Origin of the sequence: Amycolatopsis sp. MJM2582 (assembly GCF_000754115.1) — a bacterium.
GTDB lineage: Bacteria > Actinomycetota > Actinomycetes > Mycobacteriales > Pseudonocardiaceae > Amycolatopsis > Amycolatopsis japonica.
Window position 1 is genome coordinate 52,464 of the sequence record NZ_JPLW01000003.1, and the last position, 15,910, is coordinate 68,373.

Below are 15,910 nucleotides of genomic sequence, written 5' to 3' on the forward strand. Positions count from 1 at the left end.
GCATGACAGAACAGGGCCGGGTGCTCGTCGTCGACGACGACGAGACCGTGCGGGACGTCGTCCGGCGGTATCTGGAGGTCGCGGGCTTCGAGGTCGACGTCGCCGGGGACGGCACCGAGGGGCTTCGGCTGTTCTCCACGACCGGGCCGGACCTGGTGGTCCTCGACGTCATGATGCCCGGGCTCAACGGGCTCGAGGTGTGCCGCCGCCTGCGGCAGGTGAGCCAGGTGCCGGTCGTGATGCTGACCGCGCTCGGCGAGGAGGAGAACCGCATCGCCGGACTCCAGCTCGGCGCCGACGACTACGTCACGAAACCGTTCAGCCCCAAGGAACTCGCGTTGCGGGTGGCGTCGGTGCTGCGGCGGGCGCGGATGCCACGCCCCGAACCGGCGGCGCGCGTGATCACCGACGGAGACCTCGCGTTGCAGATGTCGGCCCGGCAGGCGGCCCTCGGCGGCGTGGAACTTCCCCTGACGAGCCGGGAATTCGATCTTCTCGCGTTCTTCCTCACCCATCCCGGGGTGGCGTTCTCCCGCGCCGATCTGCTGGAGAAGGTCTGGGGCTGGGACTTCGGCGATCAGTCCACCGTGACCGTCCACGTCAGACGGCTGCGGGAAAAGATCGAGAAGAATCCGGCGAAACCCGTCCGCGTCGCCACCGTGTGGGGCGTCGGCTACCGGTACGACCCGGTGCGGCGATGATCGGCTCCGGGGAGTCGCTCGGCGAGATGCTGGCGCACGCCTGGCACATCCTGCCGTTCGCGCTGATGTTCGCGTTGCCGGTGGTGCTGCTCGGCGGGCTGGCCCTGTACCTGCTCCGGCACGGTTCGCTGGCCAGCACGATGACGATCCTCGTGCTGATCCCGGTGCTCGCGACGTTGATCGCGGTGCTCGGGATCAGCGGGTTCATGTTCACTCCGGCGCTGACCACGATGACCCTGGTCTGTCTGCTGGTGGCGCTCGTGACCGTGCCGGCGGCGCTCGTGCTCGGCCGCGCGATCGCGCGCCGCAGTGTGTGGGAACGGGAGGCGCGGGAACGGGAGCGCGCGGCCGAGGCGTCGCGGCGCGAACTGGTCGCGTGGATCAGCCACGACCTGCGGAGCCCGCTGGCCGGCATCCAGGCGATGGCCGAGGCCGTCGCGGACGGCGTCGTCGCCGACCCGATCGAGGTCACCGGTTACGCGCGGCGGATCAGCGGGGAGACCACGCGGTTGTCCGGCATGGTCGGCGACCTGTTCGAGCTTTCGCGGATCACCGCGGGCGCCCTGCAGCTGACCATGGCCGCGGTGCCGCTGCGCGACGTCGTGAGCGACGCCGTCGCCGCGCAGGCGCCGCTCGCCGACCAAAAACGCGTGCGCATGATCGAGTACGCCAACGTGTGGCCGGTCGTTTCCGGCAGCGATCCGGAACTGGCGCGGATCGTGCGCAACCTGGTGTCCAACGCCGTGCGGCACACCCCGCCGGACGGGACGGTCGCCGTCCAGATCGGCATCGAAGGCGGCGAGGCACTGCTCGCGGTTTCCGACGGCTGCGGCGGGATCCCCGACGACGAGATCGGCCGCGTCTTCGACGTCGCTTTCCGCGGGACGCGGGCGCGGACGCCCGAACGCGGTGGGCTGGCGAGCGGCGGCGGGCTCGGCCTCGCGATCGCGAAAGGCCTGGTGGAAGCCCATCGCGGCCGGATCGGCGTCCAGAACCACGGACCCGGCTGCCGGTTCGAGGTCCGGCTTCCACTCGCCATGCCCTGACGTGTCAGCGGCGTGTCACCGCGGTGTCAGCGCGGACGGCGATCGTTGCCGCCATGACCACTTCAGCGAAGCGATTCTTCCGACGGACGGCGATCACCGCGGTGGCGGCCGCACTGCTGGCCGGGGTCGCGCCCGGCGTGGCCGCCGCGGACAGCGGACGGGACCGGCCGGACCTGCGGGCGATGGCCGAGGAGATCGCCGCCTCCGGTTTCGCCGGCGCGCAGCTGCGGGTGCACGATCCGCGAGGTGACTGGACCGGCAGCGCGGGGGTGCGCGAGCTGGGCTCGGCCGCCAAACCGCCGACCAACGGACGGTTCCGGATCGGCAGCAACACCAAGACCTTCGTGGCCACCGCCGTGCTGCAGCTGGTCGGGGAGGGCAAGGTCGGCCTCGACGCGCCGGTGGCCGGGTACCTGCCCGAGTTCGGCCTCGACCGGCGGATCACCGTCCGGATGTTGTTGCAGCACACCAGCGGCCTGTTCGACTACACCGGCGCGATGCTGCCCGACGGCACGATCGTGCCCGGAATCCCCTTGACTGGCAAGGAGTTCCTGGACAACCGGTATCACACCTACCGGCCGGAGGAGCTGGTGCGCTTCGGCCTGTCGAAGCCGCCGCTGTTCGCGCCGGGAACGGACTGGACGTACACGAACATCAACTACGTCCTGGCCGGGCTGGTGATCGAGAAGGTCACCGGCCGCCCTTACGGCGACGAGCTTCAGCGGCGGATCTTCCGGCCGCTCGGACTCCGGGACACCGTGGTGCCCGGCACCTGGCCGGGTATCCCCGGGCCGCACGCCCACGGCTACTACCGCTACGAGGAGAAGCCCGGGCAGTGGAAGACGGTCGACATCACCAACCAGAACCCGTCGTGGGCGTCCAGCGCCGGTGAGCTGATCTCGACCACGAAGGACCTCCACACGTTCTTCTCCGCGCTGCTGGGCGGAAAGCTGCTGCCCGCCCCGTTGCTCGCCGAGATGCGCAAGCCGCACCCGAAGGGCGGCTACGGACTCGGGCTGTACGTCCAGGAAGCGAGCTGTGGCACCGTCCTCAAGGGAATGGGCGGTTTCCACGGCTTCGGAACGGTGATGGCCAGCACGGCCGATGGCAGCCGGACCTTCGAGTTGTCCATGACCTACGGCGACTCGGCGGCCGATCTGGGGCAGGCCTACAACAAGGCGGACCAGCTGCTCACCGACAAGGTGCTCTGCGGCAAGTAGCTCAGAGCCGCAGGAACCCCATATCCGGGAAGTGGGCCGGCGCGATGATCGCGCCGGTCTCTTCCGCTTCGGCGAGAAAGCGTTGCCGGGTACGGAGAGCGAGATCCGGGTCGACGTCACCGAGGAAGCCGACCCGCGAGTCCGTCAGCTGCGCGGGAGTGTGCAGGACGTCGCCGAGCAGCAGCAGACGCTCGTCGTCCGCGGTGATGTCGAGGACGTAGTGGCCGGGCGTGTGCCCGGGGGCGTGCCGCGCCACGATCCCGGGCGCGATCTCGACGTCGTCGCCGCTGATCGCCTCGGTCAGCCCCGCGCCGCGGGCGGTCTCCATCCCGACGCGGCTCCATTCGCCCGTCCCGGCGGGCGCGATCAGCGCGTCCCAGTCGAGCCGGCCGAAGACGACCTGGGCACCGGGGAAGGTCAGGTCGCCTTCGGGGGCGATCCAGCCGATGTGGTCGTTGTGCAGGTGGGTGAGGAAGACGGTGTCGATCTCGTCCACCGGGCACCCGGCCTTGTCCAGTGCGGCCGCGAGGTCGCCGCCCGTGCCCATCGGCGGGGTGGGGTCGCCCTTGGCGGGCGTCATCCCCGGCGGGAAGGCGAATTCGCGCGGGCCGAGGCCGGTGTCGACGAGGATCGTGCGGCCTTCGCCGCGGATCAGGTACGCGCCGGTCGGGACGTGCACAGTGCCGTCCTCGTCGAAGACTTCCGGGTGGGCTTCGGGGTCGAGACCGGGGAAGAACGCGAGCGGCAGCCGGATCAGGCCGTCCCCGAGCGCTTCGATCTCGATGTCTCCGACGGTGATGCCCACCAAAACCCCCAAAAAAGTCGATTCCGTTGCCGGGAACGACAACCGGCCGGGGGCCCGGTCTGTTCCCGGTTTCAGGAACCGACCGGTTCCCGCAGCTCAGCGGTGGCGAATCCGGCGATGCCCTCGGCGAAACCCGTTCGCGCGGTGAAGCCGAGCAGCTTTTCGGCGCGAGCGGGATCCGCGACGACATGCCGCACGTCGGCCGGCCGGGCGCCGCCCGCGATCTTCGGGGCAGGTCCGTCACAGGCCTTCGCGAGCTCCTCGGCGAGTTCGCCCACGGAGTGGGGCTGCCCGGAACAGATGTTCAGCGGCGTCAGGTCGCCTTCGGGGCCGTCGGTGCCCAGCGCCAGGACGTTCGCCCTCGCCACGTCGTGGACGTGCACGAAGTCGCGCTGCTGCTTGCCGTCCTCCAGCACGATCGGCGCCTCACCACGCAAAAGCGAAGATCGAAACAGCGACGCGACGCCCGCATACGGGGTGTTCTGCGGCATCCGTGGCCCGTAGACGTTGTGGTAGCGCAGGGCCCAGACCGTTCCGCCGGTCTGCCGGGCCCACGCCGCCGCCAGATGTTCCTGGGCGAGCTTGGTGGCCGCGTAGGTGCTCCGCGGCCGCAACGGCGCGTCTTCGGGAACCAGCCGCCAGCCGAGCTCGGCTCCGCAAGCCGCGCAGGCAGGCTCGAAGCGTCCGGCATCCACATCGGACTGTTTCCGCGCCGACGGCGCGACGATCCCGTGGACGGGGCACTCGTAGCGCCCCTCGCCGTAGACGACCATCGACGAGGCGAGCACCAGTTTCCGGACCTTCGCCCGGTGCATCGCCGCGAGCAGCACAGCGGTCCCGTAGTCGTTGTTCAGCGCGTACGACGGCGCGTCGGACGGATCGATCCCGTGTCCCACGACGGCCGCCTGATGGCAGACCGCGTCGACGCCGTCCAGCAACTCGGCGACCAGTTCCGTGTCGGTGACGTCGCCACGCAGGAACCGGTGGCGGCCGGTGTACCCGGGCGGGCGCGGCGAACCGTGCGCGGTGCCGAGGAGGTTGTCGAGGACGACCACCTCGTGGCCTTGATCGGACAGCAGATCGGCGACGTGGGAGCCGATGAACCCGGCCCCGCCGGTTATCAGTGTTCGCACCGCTCCGACGCTAGGGGCGATTTCCGGCGGCGGCGCCGGATCACCGGCTCACGTCAGGGAATCGTCACAACTACGCGGCACCGCCGAAGCGAAGATCAGCCGAAACCGGATACGGTGTGCCTATGGAACGGAGCGCACAACGGCTGGGCCGCGCACTGGTGGTCATCGTGGACGATCGCGTCGCCCACGGCGAACACGAGGACAACACGGGACCGTTGGTCACGGAGCTGCTCGAAGAGGCCGGATTCATCGTCGACGGCGTCGTCGTGGTCGAGGCCGAGACGGCCGCGATCCGCAACGCGCTCAACACCGCGGTGATCGGCGGCGCCGACCTGGTGATCACCGTCGGCGGCACCGGGGTCTCCCCGCGCGACCGCACGCCCGACGCGACGGCCGGTGTGCTCGACCGCCCGATCCCGGGCATCGGCGAGGCACTGCGCGCGTCCGGCCTCGCCGCCGGCGCGGTGGACGCGGGCATCTCCCGCGGGCTCGTCGGCGTCTCCGGCAGCACGCTGGTGGTCAACCTCGCGGGTTCACGCGCGGCCGTCCGCGACGGCATGGCGACACTCTCGTCGCTGGTGCCGTACGTGATCGACGAGCTGTCCGGGCTCGAAGAGGCTTAATTCTGGGGCGCGGGTCCGGGCTCTGTCCCGGGCTCGCCCTTCTTGTCCTGGTGCAACACTCCTTCCACCTTCTCGGTGACGTGGCCGATCTTGTCCTCGAACCGGCCACCGGTGACCTTGTTCGCCCCGGCGGACGCCGCCGAGACACCCTTGGCCGCGACGTCGCCCGCCTTCTCGGCCAGCGGCCCGGCCTTCTCGCGGACTTCGCCAGCGACCTCTTCCGCTTTGTGGATGGCCTGAGCGGCCAGCCCCTTCGCTTTGTCGACAATGCTCATGCGCTGATGGTCCCACCGGTCGGCGGACCTCGCGACCGGTGCGAAAATGGACGTCATGCCAGGTGAAGACGAGGACAAGCGCTCCGCCGCGGCGGAGAAACGACGGGTCGACGAGATCTTCGGCGACGTCCTGCCGGACACGACCTCCGACGAGCGAGAGCCGGGGCGGCGCACCCCGGACTCCGACTCGTGGTTCCTGGAGAACCGGCCGCCTCATCACGACCGGTGAACCGGGTCAGCCCTGGCGGTTCTGCTGCGCGCGGAGCAGGTCGCGGATCTCGGTGAGCAGTTCGACGTCGGTCGGCTCCGCCGGGCCGGCTTCCTCGCCGCGCTTGCGCCGCTCCTGGACGTGCTTGACCGGCAGCACGATCACGAAGTAGACGACGGCCGCGACCAGCACGAAGTTGATCGCCGCGTTGATCACGCCGCCGAAGTCGAGGAACGTGGCGTCGTTCTCGGCCAGGATGTTGAACCCCAGCCCCTTGGCGGCGTCCGACCCGCCGATGGTGTTGATCAACGGTTTGATCAGGCCGTTCGTGAAGGCCGTGACGATCGCCGTGAACGCGGCGCCGATGACCACCGCGACCGCGAGGTCGACGACGTTCCCGCGCATCAGGAAGTCCTTGAAACCCTTGAGCAAGACGCTCTCCTCTTCACCTGGGACGGTTCGCCGACCGTCCCTTTTCCATACCGGGGGGACGCAGGCGCCCGCCGCCATGGGCAGGCGCGAGCTAGCGGAGGGTAACCGTTATGGACCGTTCCAGCGAAGTGGCGGCGACTCGTGTCGCGATCGCGGAAGGCAGCGAAAGCAGCACCAAAGGTCCCTTGCTCCCGGCGCCGGGAGGCGTCGGGTCACGGGCAGCCTGAGCCCCCACGGCCGCCACGACAGCCCTGCTGGCCAGCACAGACGCCTCGTGCCCGGCTTCGGCGGCCGCGACGACGTCGACCCGCTGGCCCGGCCTGAGCAGCTCCGTGACACCGGCGTCGGCGAGCCTCACCGGCACAGTTGAACTCTCGGGATCACCCGATCCGGGGATGGCCGCGTCCAGCAGGCGGACGTCGGTCAGCGGTTCACCCGCCCGCGCCGCACCGACGAGCAGCCGTCCCTCCACCGACGCGGGCAGGCCGGTGGCGCCCTGTGGACGGACGTCGTCCGGGAGATCGACGAGCTTGAGGTCGACGGCGCGCAGTACCGACCCGGCCGGGAGGTCGCGGGCGGAGACCACGGTCGCGGTGCCGGGCGCACCGCGGGCGGACGCGGGCAGGAAGAGCGCGACCAGGCCGCTGAGCAGCAGGGACACGGCAAGCCAGCGGCGCAACAGCCGCGCGGGCCTGCCGCGAAGTCTTCGCAGGACGGGCAAAGCGTGGAGCACGGGATTCCCCCTCGTCGATCGGTGATGATCTCGACGCTAGGGGTGGCACGCGGCCCTGGAAAGAACGAAAACCCCCGGCTGTGGATAACCGGGGGCCTGTGGACAACTCGGGACGTCAGGAAGCGGCGGCGGCCGTTTTCGTGGTACCCGTGGAGGAGGATGCCGCGCTCTTGGTCTCGGACTTGGACTCGGTCTTCGACTCCGACTTCGTCTCGGTCTTGGCCGGGGCCGCGGTCGTGTTGGCCTTCGAGTCGCGCGAGTCGTTGCGGTAGAAACCGCTGCCCTTGAAGACCACGCCGACCGAGCTGAAGACCTTGCGAAGCGGGCCCGAGCACTGCGGGCACACGGTCAAGCTCGCGTCGGAGAACGACTGCACGGCCTCGAAAGCGTGGTCGCATTCCTTGCAGGCGTATTGGTAGGTGGGCACTGCTGCTCCTTCGTGCATTGGCACTCAGCCGACAAGAGTGCTAACGCCTAACGGTACCGGGGCATTCCGCCGCAGGTCAAACAAGGTTTCCCAAGGTCACATGACGCGCTGGTCACGGGCGTCGCGCCTAAGCTCGTGAGGTCGTGCCACGCCGGAGTGCGGGAAAGGCGGTCACCATGTCGCAAGAGGATCCGTTCGGCGGCAGGAACCCGACCAGTCACGAGCGGATGACCGGCCTGCCCTGGGACGCCTCGTACCTCGAAGGCCCCGCCCCCTGGGATTTCGGCGGACCCCAGCCCGCGGTCGTGAGGGCGGTGGGGAGCTTCACCGGCACGGTGCTCGACGCGGGGTGCGGGTCGGGCGAGAACGCGCTTCATCTCGCGTCGCGAGGGCTTCCGGTGCTCGGCGTCGATGTCGCCGAGACGGCCCTCGCCATCGCACGGCGAAGGGCGAGCGAGCTCGGGCTCGACGCCGAATTCATGACGGCGGACGCGCTTCACCTGGAGCGGCTCGGGCGGCGGTTCGACACGGTGCTCGATTGCGGGCTCTTCCACGCTTTCGACGCGGACGAGCGCGTCGCGTACGTCAAGAGCCTCGAAGCGGTCACCAAGGGGACGCTCTACATCTTGTGCTTCCGCGACGGCGAGAACGCCGGTCCCCACCCGGTAAAACGTGAAGCGCTGACAAAGCCCTTCGGGGCAGGATGGCGTGTGAAGGCCATCGTGGAGGAGCGCGTCCGGACGAGGTTCCACGACGAAGAGGGCGCTCCCGCGTGGTTCGCGACGATCGAAAGAGAGCCGTCGGATGAGTGAGTTGCGAGATCTCCTGGCCGACGTCGCCGCCCGCGTCACCCGGTACCGCGAAAGCGTCGCCGACGCCCCGGTCTTCCCGGACGACACGACGGGTGTCCGGGAGAAACTCGGCGAACTGCCCGAGAAGCCCACCCCGCCCGCCGACGTGATCCGGCGGCTGGCCGACGCCGTCGAGCCGGCGCTGGTGGCGAACACCGGGCCGAGGTACTTCGGTTTCGTCACCGGTGGCGCGCTCGACGCCGCGACCGCGGCCGACATGCTGGCGACCGGGTGGGACCAGCCCGCGTTCAACCAGGTCACCTCGCCCGCCGCCGCGATCGTCGAGGAAGTGGCGGGTGAGTGGCTCAAGGAGGTCCTCGGTCTCCCGGCCGGTGCCTCGTTCGGCTTCGTGACCGGCGGGCAGGGTGCGAACACGGTCGGCTTGGCCGCCGCCCGGCATCACCTGCTGGCGCGGGCGGGATGGGACGTCGAGCGCCGGGGACTGCAGGGGGCGCCACCTCTGCGGGTCGTCGCCGGAGAAGAGCGGCACGCGTCGATCGACCGGTCGCTCCGCTTGCTCGGCCTGGGCACCGACGCCGTGCGGCCGGTGCGCGCGAACGGCCAGGGTGCCATCGACATCGCGGATCTCGAAAGGACACTCGACGGGCCCGCAATCGTTTGCCTCCAGGCCGGGAACGTGAACACCGGCGCTTTCGACGACTTCGCCGCCGCGACGGAGATCGCCCGCCGGCACGACGCGTGGGTCCACGTCGACGGCGCGTTCGGGCTCTGGGCGGCCGCCGCTCCCACGCTCAGGCGATGGACCGCGGGCCTGGAAGGGGCCGACTCCTGGGCGGTCGACGGGCACAAGTGGCTCAACGTCCCGTACGACAGCGGCTACGCGTTCTGCGCCCATCCCGAGTCGCACAGGGCCGCCATGGCGGTCACCGCCGCATACCTGACCGGCCAGGGCGCCGGTGGGGTGCGAGCGCCGGGCGACTTCGTGCCGGAGTCCTCCCGCCGGGCGCGAGGATTCGCGACGTGGGCCGCGCTCAGCGAGCTCGGCCGCGAGGGCATCGCCGAGATGGTCGAACGATGCTGTGCGCTGGCCAGGAGGTTCGCCGGGAAACTCGACGCGTGCGAGGGCGTCACCGTCGTGAACGACGTGGTGTTGAACCAGGTGCTCGTCGCTTTCGACGGCGATACGGACCGTGTCGTCGAAGCCCTCCAGCGGTCAGGCGAGTGCTGGATGGGCGCGACCACTTGGCACGGACGGCGCCTGATGCGCATCTCCGTGTCGAACTGGAGCACGACCGAAGCGGACGTCGATCGCAGTGTCGAGGCGATCAAGGCGGCTCGGAAGAGCGATCAGGAATCGAGAAGCGTCGAGAACCGGTCTCACCTAGCGTGACCGTCATGGACATCGCCATTCACGGGAGCTTTCTCCCGCAGACCGACCCCGAAGCCGCACTGGCCTTCTACCGCGACCTTCTCGGTTTCGAGGTGCGCAACGACGTCGGCTACGACGGCATGCGCTGGCTCACCGTCGGCCCGCCGGGACAGCCCGTGTCGATCGTGCTGCACCCGCCCGCCGTCGACCCGGGCATCACCGACGACGAACGCCGGGTGATCGGCGAGATGATGGCCAAGGGCACCTACGCGGGGATCCTGTTCTCCTCCGACGACCTCGACGGCCTTTTCAAGCATCTGCAGGAGGCGGGCGCCGAGATCATCCAGGAGCCGACCGACCAGCCGTACGGCCTGCGTGACGGCGCCGTCCGCGACCCGTCCGGGAACCTGATCCGTATCCAGCAGCGCGTCTGACGTCATCGGGTGCGGGCGCGGACGTGGATCCGCTCGCCCTGTTCGCCGAAGAGGCTGAGCACCTCGACCCGCCCGCGGCCGGTGGCGCCGAACCAATGTGGCGTCCGGCAGTCGAACTCGGCGGCCTCGCCGGGACCGAGTACGACGTCCTGGTCGCCGAGCACGAGCCGCAGCCTGCCTCGCAGCACGTAAAGCCATTCGCGGCCGGTGTGGGTTCGGGTGCGGGGTTCGTCGTCGCTGGCCGGGATCGTCATCTTGTAGGCGCGAGGCCCGTCCTCGTGCCGTGTGAGCGGGATGAGCGCCCGGCCGTCCGAAGGCGCTTCGAGCACCCTCGGTGAGGCGACGATTTCGTCGACGCGCAGGCCCAGCGCGGCGATCACCGGCAGCAATAGTTCGAGGCTCGGCTTGCGCTGTCCGGATTCGAGGCGGGACAGGGTGCTGGTGGAGATGCCGGTGGCGCGGCTGAGCTCCACCAGCGTCGTGCCCTTCTTGTCCCTGGCGCGGCGCAGCCGGGGCGCGATCAGTTCGATCGCCGCGGTGACGGCGGGTTGGCTCTCCATGCCGCCAGCAGAGCAGCTCGTCCCGGTTCCGGCAAAGTTCTTTGCCGAAACAGCCAGAATCTCCCGATGCTGGCGCCATGATCGAGACGAAACGCCTTCCCGCCGGTGTCTACCTCCTCGCCTTCAGCCTGTTCGCGATGGGGAGCGCCGAGTTCCTGATGGCCGGGGTCCTGCCCGCGGTCGCCGCCGATCTCGGCGTCTCCCTGTCCTCTGCGGGCGTGCTCATCACCGCGTTCGCGCTCGGTGTCGTCCTGGGCGGTCCGCCGTTCGCCGTGCTCAGCCTGAAATGGCCGCGGCGTACGGCGTTGATGACCACGCAGGCCGCCTTCGCCGCGGCCATCGCCGTCGGCCTGCTCGCCGGCGACTACTGGATCCTCCTGGTCACCAGGTTCGTCGCCGGTCTCGCCTACGCCGGGTTCTTCTCGGTCGCCACGGTGACCGCGATCAGCCTGGCGACCCCCGACCGCAACGCCCGCGCCTCCGGCGTCGTGGTCGCCGGGCTCAGCGTCGCCATGGTGGCCGGGGGACCGGTGGGCACCCTGCTGAGCAACCTCACCGACTGGACCGGCGGCTTCTGGGGCGTCGTGACGCTGACCGTCGTGGGTGTGGTCGCGTGCGCCGTCGGCCTGCCCGCCACCGCGCCTTCGACGGAACCCAGCCTTTCGGGGGAGCTGCGCGCCATGCGGACGCCGCGCCTCTGGGGCGTCTACGCGATCACCATCCTGAGCACCGCCGCGTACATGGTGTCCTTCAACTACCTGGCGGCGATGCTCGCGGACGTCGTGCCCGCGGTCTGGATCCCCGCGGTCCTCGCGCTGTTCGGGATCGGAGCCTTCGCCGGACTGTCGATCGGCGGCCGCATCTCCGACCGTCGGCCGCGCCACGCGCTGTTCGGCGGCGGTGTCGGCATCGCGGTCTTCTCGGCGATACTCGCCCTTTTCGCCACTTCCGTCTGGGTCGTCGTGCCGACGGTGTTCTTGCTGGGTATCGCGGCCTTCGTGCTCAATCCGGCGCTCTACGGGCGGGTCTTCACGATCGCCGCGTCCGCCCCGACTCTGGCAGGCGCGACCACGGTCTCGGCCTTCCAGCTGGGCATCAGCCTCACGCCGGCCTTCGCCGCCGGGGCGCTGAATCTGGGCGCTTCGCTGGCCGCCATCCCGTGGATCGGCGCGGGGCTGGCGCTGGTCACGGTGCTGCTTGTGCTCGTTTGCTAGCATGCGAGCATGGTCGAGAAACGGCAATTCAACGTCTATCTGCCGCCCGACCTCATCAAGCGGGTGAAGCACGCCTCCGTCGACGCCGACGAGTCGCTCTCGTCGTTCGTCGAACGGGTGCTGGAGGAGTACCTGCTGCGGACCAGTGAGGAACGCGAGCGATGAAGATCATGCCGATCCGCTACAGCGCGGACGTCGAGGCCATGACGCGGTTCTACGAGGTGCTCGGCCTCCGGACCGGGCCGGTGTCGCGCCCCGGCGGCTGGGTCGAAATGCCCGCCGAGGCCGGGATGCTGGCCATCCACCGGTCGTCCGGCGACGACGTCGGCTGCTGTGAGCTGGCCTTCGAAGTCGACGAACCACTGGAGGACGTCGCGGAACGCTTGCGGGCAGCCGGATTCGAACCAGGCCCGCCGATGGACGAGGCATTCGGTCACTCGCTGCGCGTCCAGGATCCGGACGGGGTCTGGGTGCAGCTGAACCGGTACGACCGAGACCTCTACACATGACCGGAATCCGGCTGGCGGTCGGCATCGTCGCGCTCGAATTCGCGGCCGCCGTCACCGGTTTCGTCGCCTCCACCTTGCTGCCCGTCGTCGCCGGCGATCTCGACGCGAGGAGCGACCTCGGACTCCTGATCGCCGGCTCGACGCTGGGGTTGTTCGTCGCGCTCCCGTTGGCGAGCCGGGTTCTCGGCAGGCTGGGCCCCCGCGGCACGCTCGCGGTCGGGATGATCGCCTACCTCGGCGGGCTCACCCTGGCCGCGTCGGCGCGGACGGCGTGGATGTTCGCCCTCGGCCAGTTCTCGGCCGGGCTCGCCAGTGGTCTCCTGGCGATTTTCGGTGTCAGCTCGGCGATCCGGCATCTCGACGACCGGCTGAGGATCCGCGTGATCGCGGCGTCGTCGGCGATGTGGATCGTGCCCGCCCTGGTCGGCCCGGCCGCGACCCTCGGCCTGGAACACCTCGTCGGCTGGCGGTGGACCCTGCTGCTTCCGGTACCGTTCGTCCTTTTCGGACGGTTGCTGGTCGTGCGAGCCGCGCGCGGCGACGCAGCCGATGCCGCTTCGCGACCCTTGCTGCGGACGCTTTCGGTGCCACTGGGAGCGGCGATCGTCGTGTTCAGCGCGGGTTTCTGGCCGCTCGCGCTCGCCGGGGCGGCGATCACCGCCGCCGGGATGATCGCGATCCTGCCGCCGGGCACCGCACGGCTCCGGCCGGGAACCCCCGCCGCGCTCGGCGCGATGGTGCTGTTCGCGATCGGCTATTTCGGCGCGGACAGCCTGATCACCGTGCTCCTGACGAGCGGTTTCCACCTGAGCCTCGGGCAAGCGGCGATCGTCCTGAGCGCCGCCCCGCTCGGCTGGGCGGTGACCAGCCTCGTCGCGGCCAAATTCTCCTCGGCGCGCTTTCCTGTCGTGGGCCTGAGCCTGACCGCCCTCGGCACCGCGGCCGTGGCCTTCGGTGGCTCGTTCGCCATAGCCCTCGTCGCCTGGACGGTCGCCGGAATCGGCGTCGGACTCGCTTACCCGGGCCTGTACATCCGGGCCACGACGGCGGACGCGAGTGGTTTCACCGCCGCCGAGCTCGCGACCGCCGTCATCACCGCCGAATGCGTCGGGCAACTGCTGGGCAGGGCCGTCGGCGGTGCCCTGAGTTCTTCAGGCACCGGATTGTTCGTCTCGTACGGGCTCTTCGCGGCCGCCCTGGCGGCGGCCGCGTTCGCCGCGAGTCGTCAGTCGATGAGGACGTTCTTGTAGAACAGGTTCGCGTAGCGGTTGATGTTGTCCATGCTGCTACGCGATCCGAAACCCATGTACAGCCGGGTTTCCCCGGCGAGGCTCCGGTAGATCCCGAGCCCCTCCGGTTCACGGAACACCAGCGACTGCCCAGCCTTGGTCAGCGCGCGGCTCTTCACGGTGCCCGTGTTCATGTCGATGCAGGTGACGTAGGAGTTGATGTCGGCGGGATCCTCGTGCCCCGTACCGTCCAATGTGTACAGATACTGGCCGTAGATGGTGTAACCCTGGAAAGTCACCGGCACGGTCGACAGCGCGGGTTGCGCGAAATGCGCCAGCGGTGAGCTGAAGTTGCCCGCGGCCGCGGAAGCGAGCGGGTAGACGCTGTAGAACATCTTGCCGCCTTCGTTGCGGCGCACCGCGATCCGCTTGTTGATCGGATCGGTGGCGCAGGTGATCGTGTCGCTGCCGGTGAGGAACTTCTTCACCGACGGCGTGCCACCGTTGACGAACTTGAACCGCGCCAGCGCCGTCCCGCGACCGGCGCTCGTCGGCCCGTCCGAGTCGCATTCCATCCAGATGTAGGAGTCGGTGCCCACCGGTTCGACGCCGATCGACACCCCGTGCCCGGCGTTGTTCAGATGCATCGAGCCCTGGATCTCGCCGGAGAAGTTGACCTGGGTGACGCACAGGTCGTCGCCGGTCCCGCCGTTGCGGGCGTTCACGATGAAGATGCGCACGTTCTGGTTGTCGAAGGCGAAGCCCTGCATCACATGGTGCGATTCGTGCAGGATCTTGCTGCGGAACTCGTCGTAGGACGGCTTGGTGAGGTCGAACCGCTTGGACGCCGGCACCGCGGCCGAAGCCGGCCCGGCGAACACCGCGCCGGTGCCGAGCAGCGCCGTCGTCGCGGCGAGACCACCACCGGCCCGCAGCAGCGAACGCCGGGAGAACGGGGACCGGACGGGGTCCGGGGGCAGCTGCTCGGACATGGGCGCTCGCCTTCGTCGGGTTTCGCGGTCCGATGGAAGGTTGTTCACGCTCGTACAAGATTCGTACAACCCGGCCTACCTCCCCTCGCACAGGGCGGCGTTGGCGACGTCGATGGCGCTCGGGTCGGTCGGGAGCTGGTTCGTGTTGGTCACGACCGACGCGAACCGGCCGTCGTCGGTGGCCAGTGTCAGCGACGCGTGCCCGGTCGGCAGGGAACCGTCGTGCCCCCAGGCCACGCCGCCGCACGACAACTGGAGGCTGAACTGCCCGAGCCCGTACCCGGCGGGGGAACCCGGCGTCCACGGCACGACGGTGCGCATCTCCGCGAGGGCCTTCGGCGAGACGATCGTGCCCGAAACGAGCGCGCGGTAGAACTTCGCGAGGTCCGTCAAGGTGGATTCCATCGCGGCCGACGAACTCCACTTCGAGAGTTCGAACGAGGTCGTCATGTCGACCCAGAAGTAGGCGCCACCGAACTGGAACCCCTGGTAACCGGGCAGATACGGACTGGTGATGGTGCGCTTTCCCGGCGGCGGGAACGAGGTTTCGGTCAGCCCGGCCGGTGCGATGATCCGCTCGGTGATCGCGTCGCCGACGTACTTGCCCGTGAGCTTCTCGATCAGCAGGCCGAGCACCAGGTAGCCGACGTTGGAGTAGTGGTAGGCGCCGGGCGCGGAGACCGGTTTGTCGTCCATCGCGGCCTGCACGAGCGTGGCCAGGTCGTACGTGCCGTCGGGCTTGGTCTTCGCGCCGGCGGGGTCGTGGGGGAATCCCGCCGTGTGGTTGAGCAACCGCCGCACGGTGATGACGGTGCCGTCGTAGTTCCCGGTGACGACGCCGGGCAGGTACCGCTCGATAGGAGCGTCGAGGTCGACGAGCCCCTCGTCGAACAGCTGGAGCACCACGGCCGCGGTGAAGGTCTTGGTCTGGCTGGCGATCCGGAAATGGTCGTCCGCCGTGATGGGCCGCTGTCCGGGGGTGGTGGCCGAGCCGCTCGACAGGGACCACGAGCCCTGACCGTCGCCGGCGTGGACGGCGGCGCCGGGGCCCGCCTTCCGCTGGAAGCGGTCGAGCATGGTCTGTACGGCGGCGTGATCGCCGGTCTCGGCCGCCACCGCGGGCGCGACCGGTACGGCGAGCGCGACGGCCAGTGCGACACCGGCGATCCGCTGGGTATTCGTTCCCAT

General features: G+C 69.7%; 21 protein-coding genes. 12 read left to right on the forward strand and 9 right to left on the reverse strand.

Features of this window, described 5'->3' with window-relative positions; all coding sequences use genetic code 11:
* Positions 1-2: 2 nt before the first annotated feature.
* The 3 genes from ED92_RS18905 to ED92_RS18915 are packed head-to-tail and all read left to right on the forward strand — an operon-like array spanning position 3 to position 2,967.
* On the forward strand, positions 3-701 hold the full coding sequence (locus ED92_RS18905; protein WP_037340495.1) for a response regulator transcription factor: 699 nt from the start codon (positions 3-5) through the stop codon (positions 699-701).
* Positions 698-1,747: a sensor histidine kinase KdpD gene (locus tag ED92_RS18910; RefSeq protein ID WP_037340497.1), complete on the forward strand. Its 1,050-nt coding sequence runs from the start codon at positions 698-700 to the stop codon at positions 1,745-1,747. Before ED92_RS18905 ends, ED92_RS18910 begins: the two co-directional genes overlap by 4 nt.
* Positions 1,748-1,800: 53 nt before the next feature.
* A complete protein-coding gene (locus ED92_RS18915; protein ID WP_037340498.1) occupies positions 1,801-2,967 on the forward strand; it encodes a serine hydrolase in 1,167 nt (388 codons plus the stop codon).
* 1 nt (position 2,968) lies between these two features.
* Here the strand turns inward: ED92_RS18915 and ED92_RS18920 are convergent, their stop codons facing one another.
* Together ED92_RS18920 and ED92_RS18925 are read right to left on the reverse strand one after the other, a co-directional pair.
* Complete coding sequence (locus ED92_RS18920; RefSeq protein WP_037340502.1) at positions 2,969-3,772, reverse strand: MBL fold metallo-hydrolase; 804 nt, start codon at positions 3,770-3,772, stop codon at positions 2,969-2,971.
* Positions 3,773-3,843: 71 nt separating this feature from the next.
* Entirely contained in the window at positions 3,844-4,905 is a 1,062-nt protein-coding gene (locus tag ED92_RS18925; protein WP_037340505.1) for an NAD-dependent epimerase/dehydratase family protein, read from the reverse strand.
* A 122-nt stretch (positions 4,906-5,027) separates the two neighbouring features.
* Here ED92_RS18925 and ED92_RS18930 point away from each other — a divergent pair, with 122 nt between their 5' ends.
* A complete protein-coding gene (locus ED92_RS18930) occupies positions 5,028-5,528 on the forward strand; it encodes a molybdenum cofactor biosynthesis protein B (protein WP_005155592.1) in 501 nt (166 codons plus the stop codon).
* Here ED92_RS18930 and ED92_RS18935 read toward each other — a convergent pair.
* Entirely contained in the window at positions 5,525-5,803 is a 279-nt protein-coding gene (locus tag ED92_RS18935; protein ID WP_037342431.1) for a hypothetical protein, read from the reverse strand. The two genes, ED92_RS18930 and ED92_RS18935, sit on opposite strands and share 4 nt — an antisense overlap.
* A 55-nt stretch (positions 5,804-5,858) precedes the next feature.
* Between ED92_RS18935 and ED92_RS41970 the strand changes: the two genes are divergently transcribed.
* Positions 5,859-6,032: a hypothetical protein gene (locus ED92_RS41970; RefSeq protein WP_162836894.1), complete on the forward strand. Its 174-nt coding sequence runs from the start codon at positions 5,859-5,861 to the stop codon at positions 6,030-6,032.
* Positions 6,033-6,038: 6 nt separating this feature from the next.
* Here the strand turns inward: ED92_RS41970 and mscL are convergent, their stop codons facing one another.
* The 3 genes from mscL to ED92_RS18950 all read right to left on the reverse strand — a co-directional run bounded on the left by mscL (position 6,039) and on the right by ED92_RS18950 (position 7,603).
* Positions 6,039-6,443 carry a large-conductance mechanosensitive channel protein MscL gene (gene mscL, locus ED92_RS18940; protein ID WP_005155596.1) on the reverse strand — a complete coding sequence of 135 codons (405 nt, stop codon included), beginning with the start codon at positions 6,441-6,443 and terminating at the stop codon, positions 6,039-6,041.
* Between the two features lie 91 nt (positions 6,444-6,534).
* Positions 6,535-7,176, reverse strand: a complete 642-nt coding sequence (locus ED92_RS18945; protein ID WP_037340507.1) for an SAF domain-containing protein — start codon at positions 7,174-7,176, stop codon at positions 6,535-6,537.
* Between the two features lie 115 nt (positions 7,177-7,291).
* Positions 7,292-7,603 (reverse strand): FmdB family zinc ribbon protein, encoded by a 312-nt coding sequence (locus tag ED92_RS18950; RefSeq protein WP_037340509.1) that lies wholly within the window; start codon positions 7,601-7,603, stop codon positions 7,292-7,294.
* 227 nt (positions 7,604-7,830) lie between these two features.
* Between ED92_RS18950 and ED92_RS18955 the strand changes: the two genes are divergently transcribed.
* The 3 genes from ED92_RS18955 to ED92_RS18965 are packed head-to-tail and all read left to right on the forward strand — an operon-like array spanning position 7,831 to position 10,218.
* Positions 7,831-8,415 (forward strand): class I SAM-dependent methyltransferase, encoded by a 585-nt coding sequence (locus ED92_RS18955; RefSeq protein ID WP_037342433.1) that lies wholly within the window; start codon positions 7,831-7,833, stop codon positions 8,413-8,415.
* A complete protein-coding gene (locus tag ED92_RS18960) occupies positions 8,408-9,805 on the forward strand; it encodes an aminotransferase class V-fold PLP-dependent enzyme (protein ID WP_037340511.1) in 1,398 nt (465 codons plus the stop codon). Before ED92_RS18955 ends, ED92_RS18960 begins: the two co-directional genes overlap by 8 nt.
* A gap of 5 nt (positions 9,806-9,810) precedes the next feature.
* Entirely contained in the window at positions 9,811-10,218 is a 408-nt protein-coding gene (locus ED92_RS18965) for a VOC family protein (RefSeq protein WP_037342434.1), read from the forward strand.
* Positions 10,219-10,220: 2 nt separating this feature from the next.
* On the opposite strand, the gene ED92_RS18970 is transcribed toward ED92_RS18965, so the two are convergent.
* Positions 10,221-10,778 (reverse strand): helix-turn-helix domain-containing protein, encoded by a 558-nt coding sequence (locus tag ED92_RS18970; RefSeq protein WP_037340514.1) that lies wholly within the window; start codon positions 10,776-10,778, stop codon positions 10,221-10,223.
* A 77-nt stretch (positions 10,779-10,855) separates the two neighbouring features.
* Here ED92_RS18970 and ED92_RS18975 point away from each other — a divergent pair, with 77 nt between their 5' ends.
* Genes ED92_RS18975 through ED92_RS18990 form a run of 4 tightly spaced genes read left to right on the forward strand, consistent with a single transcriptional unit; the run spans position 10,856 to position 13,751 of the window.
* Entirely contained in the window at positions 10,856-11,992 is a 1,137-nt protein-coding gene (locus ED92_RS18975) for an MFS transporter (RefSeq protein ID WP_037340517.1), read from the forward strand.
* A gap of 9 nt (positions 11,993-12,001) precedes the next feature.
* The gene (locus tag ED92_RS18980; protein ID WP_037340520.1) at positions 12,002-12,157 is read left to right on the forward strand and encodes a hypothetical protein; all 156 of its coding nucleotides are present in this window, start codon (positions 12,002-12,004) and stop codon (positions 12,155-12,157) included.
* The gene (locus ED92_RS18985; RefSeq protein ID WP_037340522.1) at positions 12,154-12,501 is read left to right on the forward strand and encodes a VOC family protein; all 348 of its coding nucleotides are present in this window, start codon (positions 12,154-12,156) and stop codon (positions 12,499-12,501) included. The genes ED92_RS18980 and ED92_RS18985 overlap by 4 nt, the downstream gene beginning before the upstream one ends.
* The gene (locus tag ED92_RS18990; RefSeq protein ID WP_037340523.1) at positions 12,498-13,751 is read left to right on the forward strand and encodes an MFS transporter; all 1,254 of its coding nucleotides are present in this window, start codon (positions 12,498-12,500) and stop codon (positions 13,749-13,751) included. Before ED92_RS18985 ends, ED92_RS18990 begins: the two co-directional genes overlap by 4 nt.
* On the opposite strand, the gene ED92_RS18995 is transcribed toward ED92_RS18990, so the two are convergent.
* Together ED92_RS18995 and ED92_RS19000 are read right to left on the reverse strand one after the other, a co-directional pair.
* Complete coding sequence (locus ED92_RS18995) at positions 13,727-14,722, reverse strand: teichoic acid biosynthesis protein C (protein WP_037340525.1); 996 nt, start codon at positions 14,720-14,722, stop codon at positions 13,727-13,729. The two genes, ED92_RS18990 and ED92_RS18995, sit on opposite strands and share 25 nt — an antisense overlap.
* A gap of 75 nt (positions 14,723-14,797) precedes the next feature.
* On the reverse strand, positions 14,798-15,910 hold the full coding sequence (locus ED92_RS19000) for a serine hydrolase (protein ID WP_037340528.1): 1,113 nt from the start codon (positions 15,908-15,910) through the stop codon (positions 14,798-14,800).